The sequence below is a fragment of the Nocardioides sp. BGA-UO-ETr-FS32 genome (assembly GCF_059567905.1).
Genome location: NZ_JCAQOX010000002.1, coordinates 21,628 through 35,632, shown reverse-complemented (window position 1 = coordinate 35,632; position 14,005 = coordinate 21,628). Strand labels below are relative to the sequence as shown.

Below are 14,005 nucleotides of genomic sequence, written 5' to 3'. Positions count from 1 at the left end.
GAAGTGAGCCAGATCACGATGGAGATGGAATGAATCGCCGCACTCGAACCTTGACTTAGTTGAACTCTCAACCACATCCTTCACCTGGAGCAGACCATGTCCTTCTTCCGCCGCAAGCCCAAGCACTCCACCACCTCCCCCGCCGGCGCGACCTCGGTCGCCGTGGCCGAGGCCACCCCCGGCTCGGTCCTCACCGGTGACTACACCATTGACGCCAGCCACAGCCGCCTCGGCTTCTCCGCACGCCACGCGATGGTGACCACCGTCCGCGGCCAGTTCGGCGACTTCGACGGCGCCGCGCACGTCGACGCCGAGAACCCGGCAGCCTCGACCGTGGCCCTGACGATCCGCGCCGCCAGCATCGCCACCGGCACCGCCGACCGCGACGGCCACCTCACCTCGGGCGACTTCTTCGACGTCGAGAACCACCCCGAGCTCACCTTCACCTCGACCTCTGTCGAGCGCGACGGCACCGAGTGGACCATCACCGGCGACCTCACCATCAAGGGCGTCACCAAGTCCGTCACGATCCCCTTCGAGGAGACCGGCACCGCCGTCGACCCGTTCGGCAACACCCGCGTCGGCTTCGAGGGCGCGACCACGGTCAACCGCAAGGACTGGGACCTCACCTGGAACGCCGCGCTCGAGACCGGCGGCGTCCTCGTCTCCGAGAAGATCAAGCTCGAGTTCGACATCTCCGCGATCAAGAACGCCTGACGTACGTCGACGACACCGACAAGGCCCCGGGCTCCCATCAGGGAGCTCGGGGCCTTACTCACGGCCAGGACTCTTGCCCGACGCTCTCCTCGAGGATCCGCAGCGTGCGGACGAGCAGGGCCGACTCGTCGTCGGCGCGCGTGGCGGCGAGGAGCTGCATCCGGGCGCGGGAGGCGAGTGGCCGGTAGACGGTGCCGGCTACGACGAGCGCCGAGACCGGCTCCGGCACGACGGCCACACCGAGGGCTGCTGCGACGAAGGTGACGAGGGTCGAGGTCTCCGCGACCTCGTGACGGATCGACGGCTCGAAGCCGGCATCGCGACACATCGTCGCGACCGCGTCGTACATCGCGGAGCGACCCTGCCCCGAGTGCACGATGAGGTCCTCCCCGCGCAGGTCGGCCACTCGCACCCGGCTGCGGCGCGCGAGCCGGTGTCCCTCCGGTAGGGCGACGACGTACTTCTCCTCCCGCAGCGCGGTCACGGAGACGTCGGTGCTCTGGGCGAGGTCCGCGAAGGGACGGAGCAGGGCGAGGTCGATCGAGCCGTCGCGGAGGGCACCGAGCTGCTCGGGGCTCAGCATCTCGCCGCGGAAGGCGAAGTCCACGCCCGGCAGCTGCTCGCGCAGGGACCGGGCCAGGGCGGGCAGCAGGGAGTAGGTCGCCGATCCGACGCACCCGAGGACGAAGCGACCCTCGAGCCCGTTCCCGATCCGGACGGCCTCGTCACCGGCGGCATCGACCGCCTGGAGGATCGCCCGGACTCGGGCGAGGTAGGCCTCACCGGCAGGTGTCAGGTCGACGCGGCGCGTGGTGCGGTGCAGCAGCGCGACCCCGAGCTCGTCCTCGAGCTGCTTGATCTGCTGCGACAACGGCGGCTGCGCCATGTGCAGCTTGAGCGCAGCGCGGCCGAAGTGCTTCTCCTCGGCGACCGCCTGGAAGTAGCGCAGGTGGCGGAGCTCCATTGATCAAGACTCTCACGATATCGATCGGGCGTAAATCGATACTTCCCGATATGGCTCTCGTCACTTAACGTCGTTCCATGCCCGACATCGTCATCTGTGAGCCCGTGCGCACCCCGGTGGGTCGCTACGGCGGCGCCTTCGCCTCGCTGTCCGCCGTCGATCTCGCCTCGACCACCCTCGCCGAGCTCGTCCGTCGTACGGGCCTGGAGGAGGGCGACGTCGACGACGTGATCCTCGGCAATTGCTACCCCAGCGGCGAGAACCCGGCCATCGGCCGCATCGCCGCCCTCGACGCCGGCCTCGGCACGGGCGTCCCCGGCCTGCAGCTCGACCGCCGCTGCGGCTCGGGCCTGCAGGCGGTCCTCTATGCCGCGTCCCAGATCGCCAGCGGCGCCGGCAGCGTCATCGTCGCCGGCGGCGCAGAGTCGATGTCCAACGTCGAGCACTACGCGCTGGGCCTGCGCACCGGCGTCCGCAGCGGCGGGGTGGAGCTGATGGACCGCCTGGTGCGGGCCCGCGAGACCGCCGGCGGCAAGGACCACCCCGTCCCGGGCGGCATGCTGGAGACGGCGGAGAACCTGCGCCGCGAGTACGACATCTCCCGCGAGGAGCAGGACGAGCTCGCTGTCCGTTCCCAGCAGCGCGCCGGTGACGCCCACGAGGCCGGCAGGTTCGCCGACGAGCTGGTGCCTGTCACCGTCCCGGGCCGTCGCGGCAGGCCCGACGTGGTCGTCGAGCGCGACGAGCACCCCAGGCCCGACACCACCCTCGAGCAGCTCGCGGCGCTGAGGCCGGTGCGCGAGAAGATCGACCCTGCCTCCACCGTCACCGCCGGCAACGCCAGTGGCCAGAACGACGGTGCAGCCATGTGCGTGGTCACCACGCGCGAGGAGGCCGAGCGCCGCGGCCTGCGCCCCCTGCTTGCCCTCAGGTCGTGGGCCGTGGCCGGGGTCGGGCCCGAGGTGATGGGCATCGGTCCGGTCCCGGCGACCGCCGCCGCGCTCGACCGCGCCGGACTCACCCTCGACGAGATCGACCTGATCGAGCTCAACGAGGCGTTCGCCGCGCAGGTGCTCGCGTGCCTGCGCGAGTGGAAGGTCGACCCGACCGACGAACGCCTCAACCCCAACGGCTCAGGCATCTCGCTCGGCCACCCGGTCGGCGCCACCGGGGCCCGCATCCTCGCCACCATGGCGTACGAGATGCAACGCCGGGGGTCCCGCTACGGGCTCGAGACCATGTGCATCGGCGGCGGCCAAGGCCTCGCCGCCGTCTTCGAGAGGGTTGCGTCATGAGCGCCGTCGCCGTCCACCACGTCGTCACCGGCCCCGAGGACGCCCCGGTCGTCGTGCTGTCCAACTCGCTGGGTTCCACGACGTCCATGTGGGACGCCCAGGCCGACGCGCTGGCCGAGCACTTCCGCGTCGTCCGCTACGACACCCGCGGTCACGGCGGCTCCCCCGTGCCGCCGGGCCCCTACGACATCGACGACCTCGCCGACGACGTCGTCGCGCTTCTCGACCGCCTCGGCGTCGAGAAGGCGCACGTCGTCGGCCTCTCCCTCGGTGGCATGACCGGCATGCGCCTCGCCGCCCGCAACCCCGAGCGCGTCGACCGTCTCGTCGTCCTCTGCACAAGCGCCAGGCTCGAGCCGTCGAGCGCGTGGCACGACCGGGCCGCGACGGTGCGCGAGCAGGGCTCGAGCGCAGTGGCCGAGGCGGTCGTCGGCCGGTGGTACACGCCGGAGTTCCTGGCGAAGAACCCCGACGTGAAGGCCGAGTGCGAGGGCATCGTGGCGGCCACGCCGGCCGAGGGCTACGCGTCGTGCTGCGAGGTCATCGCCACGATGGACCTGCGCGACGACCTCTCCCGCGTCGCCGCGCCGACGCTCGCGATCGCCGGCGCCGACGACCCCGCGACCCCTCCCCCGCACCTCGAGGCGATCGCCGACCGGGTGCAGGACGGACGGCTCCTCGTGGTCCCGGAGTCGGCGCACCTGGCCAACGCCGAGCAGCCGCAGGCCATCACCCCCGCGATCATCGAGCACCTCAAGGGCGGATCATGAGCACCGCACAGCGCGACAAGGGACGTATCGACAAGGTCGTCGCCGGCGCCGACGACGCGGTGGCCGACATCGCCTCCGGGGCCAGCCTGGCGGTAGGCGGCTTCGGCCTCGTCGGCATCCCCTGGACGCTGATCAGCGCCCTGCTCGACCAAGGGGCAGACGACCTCACCGTCGTGTCCAACAACTGCGGCGTGGACGGCGCCGGCCTCGGCCTGCTGCTCGAGGCCCGCAGGATCAGCCGCGTCATCGCGTCCTACGTCGGCGAGAACAAGGAGTTCGGCCGGCAGTACCTGGCCGGCGAGCTCACAGTGGAGCTGACCCCGCAGGGCACGCTCGCCGAGCGCCTGCGAGCCGGCGGCGCCGGGATCGGCGCGTTCTTCACGCCCACCGGGGTCGGCACGATGGTCGCCGAGGGCGGGCTGCCCTGGCGCTACCACCCCGACGGCACCGTCGCGCTGGCCTCGGAGCCCAAGGAGGTGCGCACCTTCCACGGCGTGGACATGGTCCTGGAGGAGTCGATCGTCACCGACGTCGCGCTGGTGCGCGCCGCCAGGGTCGACCGCGCCGGCAACTGCGTCTTCCACGCCTCGGCCCGCAACTTCAACATCCCGGCGGCGATGGCCGGGCGCCTGACGATCGTCGAGGCGGAGGAGGTGGTGGAGATCGGCGAGATCGACCCCGACGACGTCCACCTGCCCGGCGTCTTCGTCCAGCGCGTCGTGGAGCTGACACCCGCGCAGGCGCACGAGAAGGACATCGAGAAGCTCACCACCCGACCGCGCCCCCGACCGGCCGAGGAGGCCTCAGCATGAGCTGGACACGTGACGAGATGGCGGCGCGTGCGGCGCTGGAGCTGCGCGACGGCGAGTACGTCAACCTGGGCATCGGCCTGCCGACGATGATCCCGGCCCACCTGCCGGCGGACTCGACGGTGACCCTGCACGCCGAGAACGGCATCCTCGGCGTTGGGCCCTACCCCTACGAGGACGAGGTCGACCCCGACCTCATCAACGCCGGCAAGCAGACCGTGACCGTGCTGCCCGGCGCCTCGTTCTTCGACTCCTCGCTCAGCTTCGCGATGATCCGTGGCAGCCACATCGACACCGCCGTGCTCGGCGGGATGCAGGTCTCGATGACCGGCGACCTCGCCAACTGGATGGTCCCCGGCTCGATGGTCAAGGGCATGGGCGGCGCGATGGACCTCGTCAGCGGCGCCCGCCGCGTCATCGTGCTCATGGAGCACGTCGCCCGCAGCGGCGCGCACAAGCTGGTCGCCGGGTGCGACCTGCCGCTCACCGGCCGCCGCGTGGTGGACCGCGTCATCACCGACCTCGCTGTCCTCGACGTCGCCGGCGACGGCTTCGAGCTCGTCGAGCTCGCGCCCGGCGTCGCCCTCGAGGAGGTCTCCGAGCGGACCGGCGCCCCGGTCCGGTTCCCGGTCGGGGTCTGACATGGTCGTCCTCGACCCCGCCACCGGGACTGACGAACTCGCCGCCCGGGTCCGCCGGCTCGAGGACCTCCACGCCATCGGCCAGCTCCGCGCGCACTACTGCCAGGCCCTCGACGACGGCCGCTGGGACGACCTCGTCGACCTGTTCACCCCGGACGGAGCCTTCGTCGGGCTCTCCACCGCCCGCGGCCACGACGAGCTGCGGCGGTTCTTCTCCGACCTCCAGGACGGACCGCTGTCCGCCTGGTGGCACTTCTCGTCCAACGAGACCATCGACCTCGTGGGCTCACCCGCCCACGCCGCGACCGGAGCGACGTGGCTCGACCAGCCGTGCGTCGTCGACGGCCGCGCCCACGTCGCCGCCGGTCGCTACACGGACCGGATGGTCCGCGGCGACGACGGCCGGTGGCGCTTCTCCGAACGTCGCGTGACGTTCTTCTTCTGGGTGCCCGGTGACGAGGACTGGGCCCCCGGGCGCTACGGATGGGCACCCGCCCGCGCCGCTGCCGACGTACGCACCCTCGAACGGGTCGCCGCGCACCGCGGCTGATCGACCCACCTCCTCGCCCGCACGACGACGTGCCGGCGCTGTCCTTGCGCGCCCCGCGCAGCCCACCACCCACCGGAGACACCCATGTCGCAGACCCTCACCACTCCCCCGCCCGCCGCGGCGCCGGGACACCCGACCGCCGACCGCCGTACGCTCACCCGCGTCTGCACCGCGGTGCTGCTCGGCTCGGCCCTCGAGTGGTACGACTACTTCCTCTACGGCGCGGCCGCAGCCCTGGTCTTCGGCCAGGTGTTCTTCCCGAGTGCCTCCGAGTCGACCTCTCTGCTGCTGTCGCTGGCGACCTTCGGCGTGGGCTTCGTCGCCCGGCCGATCGGCGCCATGGTCTTCGGCCACATCGGCGACAAGCACGGACGGCGTCCCGCCCTGATCGCGACCCTGATGCTGATGGGCCTCTCGACGACCGCGATGGCCCTCATCCCCTCGCACGCCATGATCGGCATGGCCGCCCCCCTGCTGCTCGTGGTCCTCCGCCTGCTCCAGGGCATGGGTTCGGGCGCGGAGTACAGCGGTGCGTCCGTCTACGCCGTGGAGTACGCGCCGCCCGGGCGCCGCGGGCTGTTCGGCTCGTTCTCCGCCGCCGGCGTCTACCTCGGCCTCGTGCTGTCGTCCGGCGCCCTGCTGCTGACGACGTCGCTCACCACCGACGCGCAGTTCGCGTCGTGGGGCTGGCGGCTGCCGTTCCTGGCGAGCCTGCTGCTCATCTTCCTCGGCTTGTGGATCCGGCTGCGTCTCGAGGAGACGCCCGCGTTCGAGGAGGTCACCGAGGACGCTCCCCCGGCCAAGGCCCCGCTGCTGACCCTGGTGCGCACCCAATGGCGCAGCATGGTCCTCGTGATGGGCCTGGTCGCCGCTCCGCTGTCGTTCAGCCACCTCTACCAGGTCTTCGCGCTCTCCTACATGGCCGAGCACGGCTATGACCGCGTCACCGGCACCGCCGGCCTGCTCATCGCCGGCCTCGTCGTGATGGTCACCGCCCCACTCGCCGGCATCGCCTCCGACCGCTTCGGACGACGTCCGGTGCTCATGGTCGGTGCGCTGTACGCCGCCGCGTTCGCGTTCCCGTTCTTCGCGCTCGTCGACTCCGGCCGTCCCCTCCTCGCCATGCTCGCCCTCGCCCTGGCCCAGGGCGGCAGCGTCGGCATCATGTTCGGGGTGCAGGGCGTGGTGCTCTCCGAGCTCTTCACGACCGCCAGCCGCTACAGCGGCGCGGCCGTGAGCCGGGAGTTCGCGGCCATCGTCTTCGGCGGCTTCGCCCCGCTCATCGCGGTCAGCCTCGCGGCCTCTGCCAACGGGGCGTCGTGGCCCGTCGGGATCTACGTCGTGGTGCTCGCCGGCATCACCCTCGTGGCGGCCTTCCTGGCGCCGGAGACCTACCGCAGCAGCCTCTCGGAGCCGGTGTCGGGGCCGGCCGCGGACTGAGCCAGGGATCGGGTCAGGGGCCGGAGCCGGTGGCGCGCTGCGCCGTCAGCTCCCCCCTGGACCGGATGCCGAGCTTCGCATAGATGCGGGTCAGGTGGTACTGCACCGTCTTGGTCGAGACGAAGAGCTCGGTCCCCACCTCGCGGTTGGTCATGCCCCGTGAGACGAGCTCGGCCACCAGCTCCTCCTGCGGCGTCAGCGCCGCGACGTCTCGCTCCGCCGGGACGGGGCGACCGGCATGGACACCACCCGCCCGCAGCTCACGGTCGCAGCGTTCGACGTACGTCGTCGCGCCCAAGCCGGCGTAGAGGTCGCGCGCCGTCTGGAGCAGCGGGTCGGCCTCGCGGCGCTTTCCTGCCCGTCGCAGCGTCTGTCCCCAGGCGAAGTGCACCCGGGCCCGGTCGTAGGGCAGCGGCAGGTCCTCGAGCAGGTCGGCCGAGCGCTGGAAGGTCGCTCGCGCTGCCGCGAGGTCGCCGGTGCCTCCGAGGAGGCGACCGCGGGCATAGCCGAGCCGGGCCTGGGCGGACCGGTGCCCGCGGACGTCCGCCAGCTGCTCGTGCGGGCGCAGGAAGGCGTCGGCGTCGCCGTAGCGGCCCTCGACCGCGAGCGCGTTGGCGTAGACGTCCGGCCACGGCCACGCGCCGGGTTCGTCGATGCTGCCGCGGGCCCACGGCTGGCGGAGCGGGTCGAGCGCGCGCAGCACGGCGGCGTAGTCGGCCCGCGCCTCGGCCACGCTCGCGCGGGCCAGCGCACCGGCGACGCGCATGATCTCGTAGTCCCGTGGCCCGACGTCGGCGTCGCGCACGGCGCGGTCGGCGAGCGGCCAGTCCCCCCGCAGCGCATGGACCTGGGCGCGGGTCCAGGCGAGCAGCGGCTCGATCAGCCGCATCCCCGTGCGCTCGGCCAGCAGCTCTCCCTGGTCTGCCGCGCGCAGCGCGTCGTCCCACTCCCCGCTGACGAAGTGCGCGCGGGCGAGCCAGGCGTGGGCCCACAGCGAGATCCGCGTCGACCCGCCGAGGAAGTCGGTGGGAGTGGCCGACGACAGGGTCTCGCGAGCCACGTCGACCTCGTCGAGGGCCAGGGCGGTCCAACCCCGGCCCATCGCCACCCGCTGGGCCTGGGCGCCGTGACCTACCTCCTCGGCCAGGGCGGCGTACTGCGCCAGTGCCTGCGCGCCACGACCCGTGCCGGCCACCCCGAGGCCCCGGATCGCGGCCGTCTCGACGGCGGCGGGTGATCCGCGTGCGGCCAGGGCGATCGCACGGTCCGCCCACTCGACCAGGTCCTCGCCCCGGCAGCGGGCCAGGCTGTGCAGCACCCAGCGGTGGCAGACCAGGGCAGCGACGTCGGGGTCCCGGTCGGTGTGGACGAGGTCCCACGCGCGCCCGAGCCGGTTCTCGGCCTCGCCCGGGCGCCCCCGCACGATCGCGAGGTAGCCGAGGGCGGCGTTGCGCAGCGGGGTCTCGCGCAGGCTCTCGACCTCCGCGACGGCCGCCGCCGCACCGAGCGTGTCACCCGATCCGACCAGCGCGTCGAACGCCCGCGCGAGCCGCTCCTCCCGCAGCAGGGTGTCGGGGGTCAGCCGGGCGGCACTGGCGAGCAGCTGCGCCACGGCAGCCCACTCCCCCGTGCCTGCGCGGGCGACGGCGAGGGCGTCGAGCTCATCGGCCAGGACCGGGTCCGGCAGGGGGCTGGCGGCGACGAGGTGCCCGAGGCGGGCCACCGGGTCCGCGACCAGTGCCGCAGAACGTCGGTGCAGGTCGGCACGCCTGACCCGGCCCAGCGAGCCGAGCACGGCCGCGGCGACCATCGGGTCGGCGGGCTCCACGAGCGCCAGCCCGAGGTGCTCGACCCACCTGACCAGTCCGGTCCCGAGGAGCTCGTCGACAGGCGCGAGGGGGTCGCCGACCTCGGCCAGCGACGCCGCCAGGGCGAGGGGCGCCCGGCCGAGCACCGCGACGGCCTCGGCCAGGGCGCGGCCGGAGTCGCTCGCCCCGGCCAGCCGGCCGTGGACCTCCGCGGCCACGGCGGCCGGCGCCGGGAGGACGGGCTCGAAGTCGGCCCACAGCTCGGCCGGCTGCTCCGCCAGCAACGCGAGCACGGGGCCGGGGCGTCCGGCGGTGAAGCGACACAACCGGTCGGCCAGGGTGGGATGCAGGGCGACGCCCGCGCGGGCGGCCAGCTGCTGCACGTCTCCCGGCTCGAGCGGCGGCAGGACGATGCGGTCCTCCACGCGATCGAGCACGGCGGCGGCGGCCCCGGTGAGGGGGCTCGACGCAGCGAGCACCACCAGCGTCCGGGCCTCGGGGTGGTGGCGTACGACGCTCAAGAGCGCCTTCAGCGACGCCGGGTCGGCATGGGCCGCGTCGTCGACGACGACCAGCACAGGACCCTCGCCCGTCGTGCCCACGACCTCGGCGGCGATCCGGTCCGCCGCCACCATCACGTCCGGCGCGGACGGCGCGGTGCCCAGCAGCTGGGCCAGCACGCCCTGCTCGACGTCCTGCTCCCACGGGACCCCGCGGGCCTTCAGGCAAGGACGACCGACGGCCACGTGCTCCGCGGCGAACCGTCGTACGAGGGCGCTGGTGCCTGTCCCGCCGGGGCCGGTCACCAGGACCACGCCAGGGCCGAGCTCGCCGACCCGCTGCAGGCGTTGCCGCAGGTCGGCGAGCTGGTCGTCGCGCGCCACCAGCACGGCGGCGGCGTCGGCATCGGTCACGCAGACACGGTAGACCCGACCCCGCTCGGCACGGGCTCGGCGCGACGCACCTCGGCGTGGGCTGGGCGCGGCACCGCGAGCGCGACGACCGCACCGGCGAGGGAGATCGCGGCGAAGAGCTGGAAGGCGGTCGAGCCGCCCACGCCTGCCCCGACGAGCACACCACCGATGATCGGCCCGACGATCCCGCCGAGCCGTCCGAAGCCCGCGCACCAGGCGACCCCGGCCGCGCGGGCGTTGGTCGGGTAGTAGTTGGAGACCAGCCCGTAGATCAGTACCTGGGTGCCGATCGTGCCGATGCCTGCCAGCCCGACGGCGAGGAAGAGCACCGCGGCCGGCATCGACAGCGGCAGCGCCGCGAGGGCCAGCGCCGCGAGCACGAACGTGGCGGCGACCACGCGCTTGGCACCCACCCGGTCCGCGACGTACGACGCCGCGAGGCCGCCGCCGATCGCGGCCAGGTTCAGGACGAGCAGGAAGGTCAGCGAGTAGTTCTTGCCGTAGCCCTGCTCCCCCATGATCTGCGGCAGCCAGGTGTTGAGGCCGTAGGTCAGGAGCAGCCCCGCGAAGCTCATCAGGCCGAGCAGCGCGGTGGGGAAGGCGAAGCGACGGCTGGCGAGTGCCGGGAAGCCGACCTTGTCCTCCACGACCGGCTCGGGTGCGGGGACCCGGATGCCTGTGCGGGCGCACACGGCCTCCGCGTCGGCGAACCGGCCGCGCGACACGAGCCACTTCGGCGACTCGGGGAGGAAGCGGACGGCGAGCGGGAGGAGCAGCACGATGGGCAGGGCGCCGATCCAGAACAGCCCGCGCCAACCGATGACGTCGCCCAGCCCGATAGCGGTCAGCGCGGCGAGCACGCCGCCGGCAGGGACCCCGCTGTAGACGATCGCGTTGTAGCGGTTGCGCTTGCCGGGCGGCGCGAACTCGGCCACCAGCGCGCCGACGGTGGCGACGAGCGCACCCACTCCGATGCCGGTGAAGAAGCGGAACAGGCCGAACGTCGCGACGGACTGTGTCGTGGCGGTGATCGCCATGCCGATGGAGAACCACGCCAGGTTCACCAGCATGACCCGGCGACGACCGATCCTGTCACCGACGGCGCCGGCGGCCAGGGCGCCCACGAGCACGCCGACCAGGGCGTAGCTGCCGAGCGTCCCCGCCTGGGCGGGGGTGACCGTGCCGAGGTGGGCGGGGTCGGCGAGCAGCACGGGGACGACCGTGCCGTAGACGACGAGGTCGTAGCCGTCGAAGACCAGCGCGGCGGCGGAGAGGAAGACGACCCAGGCGACGCTGCGGCGCCGACGTGCGTCCTGGTCAGGGGTCGTCGAGGACAGGTGTTCGGGCATGACTGTGCTCCGAGGTGGTGAGGTGGGTGGTGCGGGCTGACGGGGACGTCAGCCCAGGTCACCGCCGGCCACGGGGAGGACCGTTCCGGTGATGTAGGAGGCTTCCTCGCTGGCGAGGAAGGTGATCGCTGCCGCCTGCTCGTCGAGCGAGCCGTAGCGGTGCATCAGCGAGTGCGACAGCGTCTGGTCGATGTGGGCCTGGAACCACTGCTGCTCCATCTCGTCCTGGGGCACCGGCGTGCCGCGCGAGATCTTGCGGGGCGGGGCCTCGGTCCCGCCGGGCGCAGTGGCGACCACGCGGATCCCGTCGTCGGCGTGCTCGAGGGCGAGCGAGGCGGTGATGGCGTTGATCCCGCCCTTGGCCGCGGAGTAGGGGATGCGGTGGATGCCGCGGGTGGCTGCCGAGGACACGTTGACGATCACGCCGGACCCGCGCCGCACCATCTCCGGCAGGGCGGCGCGGCAGGCGAACAACGTCGTCATCAGGGACCGCTGGACCTCGGCCTCGATCTCGGCCTCGGTGAACTCGGTGAACGGCTTGAAGTTGATCGCCCCGCCGACGTTGTTGACGAGCACGTCGACCCGGCCGAAGCGGGCCACGGCATGCTCGACGACCCTGGCCGCGCCGGCGTACGCCTCCAGGTCCGCGACGACCGCGAGCGCGCCCTGGCCGGTGGCGGCCAGCTCGTCGGCCAGCTCGTGGACGAGGTCGGAGCGGTCGGCGAGCACCAGCTGCCCGTCCTCCGCGCTGATCCGCCGGGCGACCGCCTCGCCGATCCCCTGGGCCGCGCCGGTCACCACGACGACCTTGCCGGCGAACCGGCCGGGGGTCGTGAAGCGCGGCCGCCCGGAGGTCCTGCCGCGGTCCATCGCTCGGCGCATCGTGGTCTTCGAGCGGTCGGCGTGCGCGGTGACGAGCTCGCGGGCCGCCGTGCGGTCACCGCGCTCGACCGCCTCCACGATGTCGAGGTGGTCCTGGACGCATCGGGGGTGGCACCAGGTGGCGGTACGCAGCACGTCCTCCATCCGGCCCTTCACGCCGAGCGCCTGGTAGGCGCGCAGGAGGTGCTCGTTGCCGGTGAGGGTGAACAGGTAGTCGTGGAAAGCAGCGTTGGTCTCGGTGTATGCCGCCGCGTCGACGAAGCGGTCACCGTCGACGTAGGGGGCGCAGCCCTCGGCGAGCAGCCGGTAGCCGGCGACCTGCCGCGAGCTGAGCCGGCCGAGCACCAGGTCGAGCGCACCGAGCTCGAGCGCCATCCGGGCCTCGAAGATCGCGTCCGAGGCATGCACCGAGGGGTGCTCCTCGCCGATCTCGTAGCCGTCCTCGCTCGGGACGGCCGCACTCGGCTGGACCAGTGCGGCGACGTCGCGCGACGCGAAGACCTGCCGACCGGCGAGGGTGCGTGCCGTCGCGGCGACGTCCGCGGGGTCGGCGGCCACACCGCCACCGAGGCGGGCGAGCTCGCGGGCCGGGAACAGCTCCTGCCCGGCGACGGTGCGACCGGCGTACCCCTCGACGAGCGGCGCGTCAGCCACCGCCGCGGTCAGCTCGAGCGTGGCCCGCTCACCGCTCACCGGCGCGTCGGGCCCCGACACGGCCACCGGCGGTGCCTCAGCCACCTCCGGGGCGGACTCCACTGCGGCGGGCTCACCGCCGGCGGACGTGGCGGCGGCAGGCGAATCGGGGGCGGCGGTGGGCGCCGGTCCCGACAGGGCGAACTTCTCGTAGTAGAAGCCGGTCGGCTCCACGCCCTGCTCGGCGAAGTGCGCGCGCACCGCCTCGACCATCGGCGGGGGCCCGCACAGGTATACCGCGACGTCGCCCTCGTACAGGTGCTCGGGCTGGATGAGGCCCATGACGTAGCCCCGGTGGGCAGCCGTGGTCTCCGGATCGGAGACGCAGTGGTCCCACGTGAGGCCGGGGATCGCGGCGGCGAGCTCCTCGAGCTCGGCGAGCTCGACCAGGTCGTCGTCGGTGCTGACGCCGTAGACCAGGTGCGCCGGGCGGGTGCTGCCGCTCTCGCGCATGGTGCGCAGGATCGACAGGATCGGCGCGAGGCCGGTGCCCCCGGCGATGAGGAGGAGGGGGCGCGCCGCCTCACGGAGGAAGAAGCTGCCGTTGGGCCCGGTGAAGCTGACCTCGTCGCCGACTGCCGCCTCCTCGGAGAGCCACGTCGACATCACCCCGCCCGGGGTGAGCTTCACCAGGAAGCCCAGCGAGGGCTCGTCGGTCGCGGTGCTGAAGGAGTAGGACCGGCTCTCCCCCGTGCCCGGGACCTCGATGTTGACGTACTGGCCCGGGAGGAACGCCAGGTGCTCGCGCTCGTCGGTCTCCAGCGAGAAGGCCACGGTGGTCGGGGAGAGCTGCTCGAGGCGGGTGATCCTCGCCTTGTACGTCGCCGCGCGGGTCTTGGCGACCGCCGAGGTGCTCGCGATCTGGAGGACCAGGTCCGAGCGCGGCTTCATGCTGCACGGCAGCACCAGGCCGGCTGCCGCCTCGTCGGGGGTCAGGGCGTCGTCGATGTAGGTGCCGCCGTCGTACTCCCCCGACTCGCACGTCGCCTTGCAGGTGCCGCAAGCGCCGTCGCGGCAGTCCAGCGGGATGTTGATGCGGGCGCGGTAGGACGCGTCCGCGACGGTCTGGTCCTCCGCGCAGGTGATGAAGCGGGTGACTCCGTCCTCGAAGGCGAGGGCGACCTGGTGGGTGCTCATGGCTGCTCCGGATCCGGGGGCTCGAGGCTGGTCGGG

Annotated in this window: 11 protein-coding genes; 7 read left to right on the top strand and 4 right to left on the bottom strand. The window is 73.0% G+C overall.

The genetic code is table 11. The features are described 5' to 3' along the window. Positions 1–96 precede the first annotated feature (96 nt). Positions 97–717 carry a YceI family protein gene (locus AC57BS_RS00530; protein WP_496409597.1) on the top strand — a complete coding sequence of 207 codons (621 nt, stop codon included), beginning with the start codon at positions 97–99 and terminating at the stop codon, positions 715–717. Between the two features lie 58 nt (positions 718–775). On the opposite strand, the gene AC57BS_RS00525 is transcribed toward AC57BS_RS00530, so the two are convergent. Next, entirely contained in the window at positions 776–1,681 is a 906-nt protein-coding gene (locus AC57BS_RS00525; RefSeq protein WP_496409596.1) for a LysR substrate-binding domain-containing protein, read from the bottom strand. Between the two features lie 77 nt (positions 1,682–1,758). Between AC57BS_RS00525 and AC57BS_RS00520 the strand changes: the two genes are divergently transcribed. From AC57BS_RS00520 to AC57BS_RS00495, 6 genes are all read left to right on the top strand, one after another. After that, positions 1,759–2,976 (top strand): acetyl-CoA C-acetyltransferase, encoded by a 1,218-nt coding sequence (locus AC57BS_RS00520; protein WP_496409595.1) that lies wholly within the window; start codon positions 1,759–1,761, stop codon positions 2,974–2,976. After that, positions 2,973–3,746 carry a 3-oxoadipate enol-lactonase gene (pcaD, locus tag AC57BS_RS00515; protein WP_496409594.1) on the top strand — a complete coding sequence of 258 codons (774 nt, stop codon included), beginning with the start codon at positions 2,973–2,975 and terminating at the stop codon, positions 3,744–3,746. The genes AC57BS_RS00520 and pcaD overlap by 4 nt, the downstream gene beginning before the upstream one ends. Next, a complete protein-coding gene (locus AC57BS_RS00510; protein WP_496409593.1) occupies positions 3,743–4,558 on the top strand; it encodes a CoA transferase subunit A in 816 nt (271 codons plus the stop codon). The genes pcaD and AC57BS_RS00510 overlap by 4 nt, the downstream gene beginning before the upstream one ends. Further along, positions 4,555–5,196: a CoA transferase subunit B gene (locus AC57BS_RS00505; RefSeq protein WP_496409592.1), complete on the top strand. Its 642-nt coding sequence runs from the start codon at positions 4,555–4,557 to the stop codon at positions 5,194–5,196. Before AC57BS_RS00510 ends, AC57BS_RS00505 begins: the two co-directional genes overlap by 4 nt. 1 nt (position 5,197) lies before the next feature. Continuing rightward, positions 5,198–5,746, top strand: coding sequence for a nuclear transport factor 2 family protein (locus tag AC57BS_RS00500; RefSeq protein WP_496409591.1), 549 nt, complete (start codon positions 5,198–5,200; stop codon positions 5,744–5,746). An 84-nt stretch (positions 5,747–5,830) separates the two neighbouring features. Then, positions 5,831–7,186 (top strand): MFS transporter, encoded by a 1,356-nt coding sequence (locus AC57BS_RS00495; RefSeq protein ID WP_496409590.1) that lies wholly within the window; start codon positions 5,831–5,833, stop codon positions 7,184–7,186. 13 nt (positions 7,187–7,199) lie between these two features. Here AC57BS_RS00495 and AC57BS_RS00490 read toward each other — a convergent pair whose 3' ends face one another. From AC57BS_RS00490 to benC, 3 genes are read right to left on the bottom strand one after another with little or no spacing between them, the layout of a single operon-like run. Then, positions 7,200–9,908 (bottom strand): helix-turn-helix transcriptional regulator, encoded by a 2,709-nt coding sequence (locus AC57BS_RS00490; protein WP_496409589.1) that lies wholly within the window; start codon positions 9,906–9,908, stop codon positions 7,200–7,202. Beyond that, the gene (locus AC57BS_RS00485) at positions 9,905–11,257 is read right to left on the bottom strand and encodes an MFS transporter (RefSeq protein ID WP_496409588.1); all 1,353 of its coding nucleotides are present in this window, start codon (positions 11,255–11,257) and stop codon (positions 9,905–9,907) included. Before AC57BS_RS00485 ends, AC57BS_RS00490 begins: the two co-directional genes overlap by 4 nt. A gap of 48 nt (positions 11,258–11,305) precedes the next feature. Next, the gene (benC, locus tag AC57BS_RS00480; protein WP_496409587.1) at positions 11,306–13,969 is read right to left on the bottom strand and encodes a benzoate 1,2-dioxygenase electron transfer component BenC; all 2,664 of its coding nucleotides are present in this window, start codon (positions 13,967–13,969) and stop codon (positions 11,306–11,308) included. Positions 13,970–14,005: the final 36 nt, after the last annotated feature.

Bases quoted from the DNA above. Each gene is read 5' to 3' on its own strand.
- AC57BS_RS00530 (WP_496409597.1), top strand. From the start codon at position 97: ATGTCCTTCTTCCGCCGCAAGCCCAAGCACTCCACCACCTCCCCCGCC.
- AC57BS_RS00525 (WP_496409596.1), bottom strand. From the start codon at position 1,681: ATGGAGCTCCGCCACCTGCGCTACTTCCAGGCGGTCGCCGAGGAGAAG.
- AC57BS_RS00520 (WP_496409595.1), top strand. From the start codon at position 1,759: ATGCCCGACATCGTCATCTGTGAGCCCGTGCGCACCCCGGTGGGTCGC.
- pcaD (WP_496409594.1), top strand. From the start codon at position 2,973: ATGAGCGCCGTCGCCGTCCACCACGTCGTCACCGGCCCCGAGGACGCC.
- AC57BS_RS00510 (WP_496409593.1), top strand. From the start codon at position 3,743: ATGAGCACCGCACAGCGCGACAAGGGACGTATCGACAAGGTCGTCGCC.
- AC57BS_RS00505 (WP_496409592.1), top strand. From the start codon at position 4,555: ATGAGCTGGACACGTGACGAGATGGCGGCGCGTGCGGCGCTGGAGCTG.
- AC57BS_RS00500 (WP_496409591.1), top strand. From the start codon at position 5,198: ATGGTCGTCCTCGACCCCGCCACCGGGACTGACGAACTCGCCGCCCGG.
- AC57BS_RS00495 (WP_496409590.1), top strand. From the start codon at position 5,831: ATGTCGCAGACCCTCACCACTCCCCCGCCCGCCGCGGCGCCGGGACAC.
- AC57BS_RS00485 (WP_496409588.1), bottom strand. From the start codon at position 11,257: ATGCCCGAACACCTGTCCTCGACGACCCCTGACCAGGACGCACGTCGG.
- benC (WP_496409587.1), bottom strand. From the start codon at position 13,969: ATGAGCACCCACCAGGTCGCCCTCGCCTTCGAGGACGGAGTCACCCGC.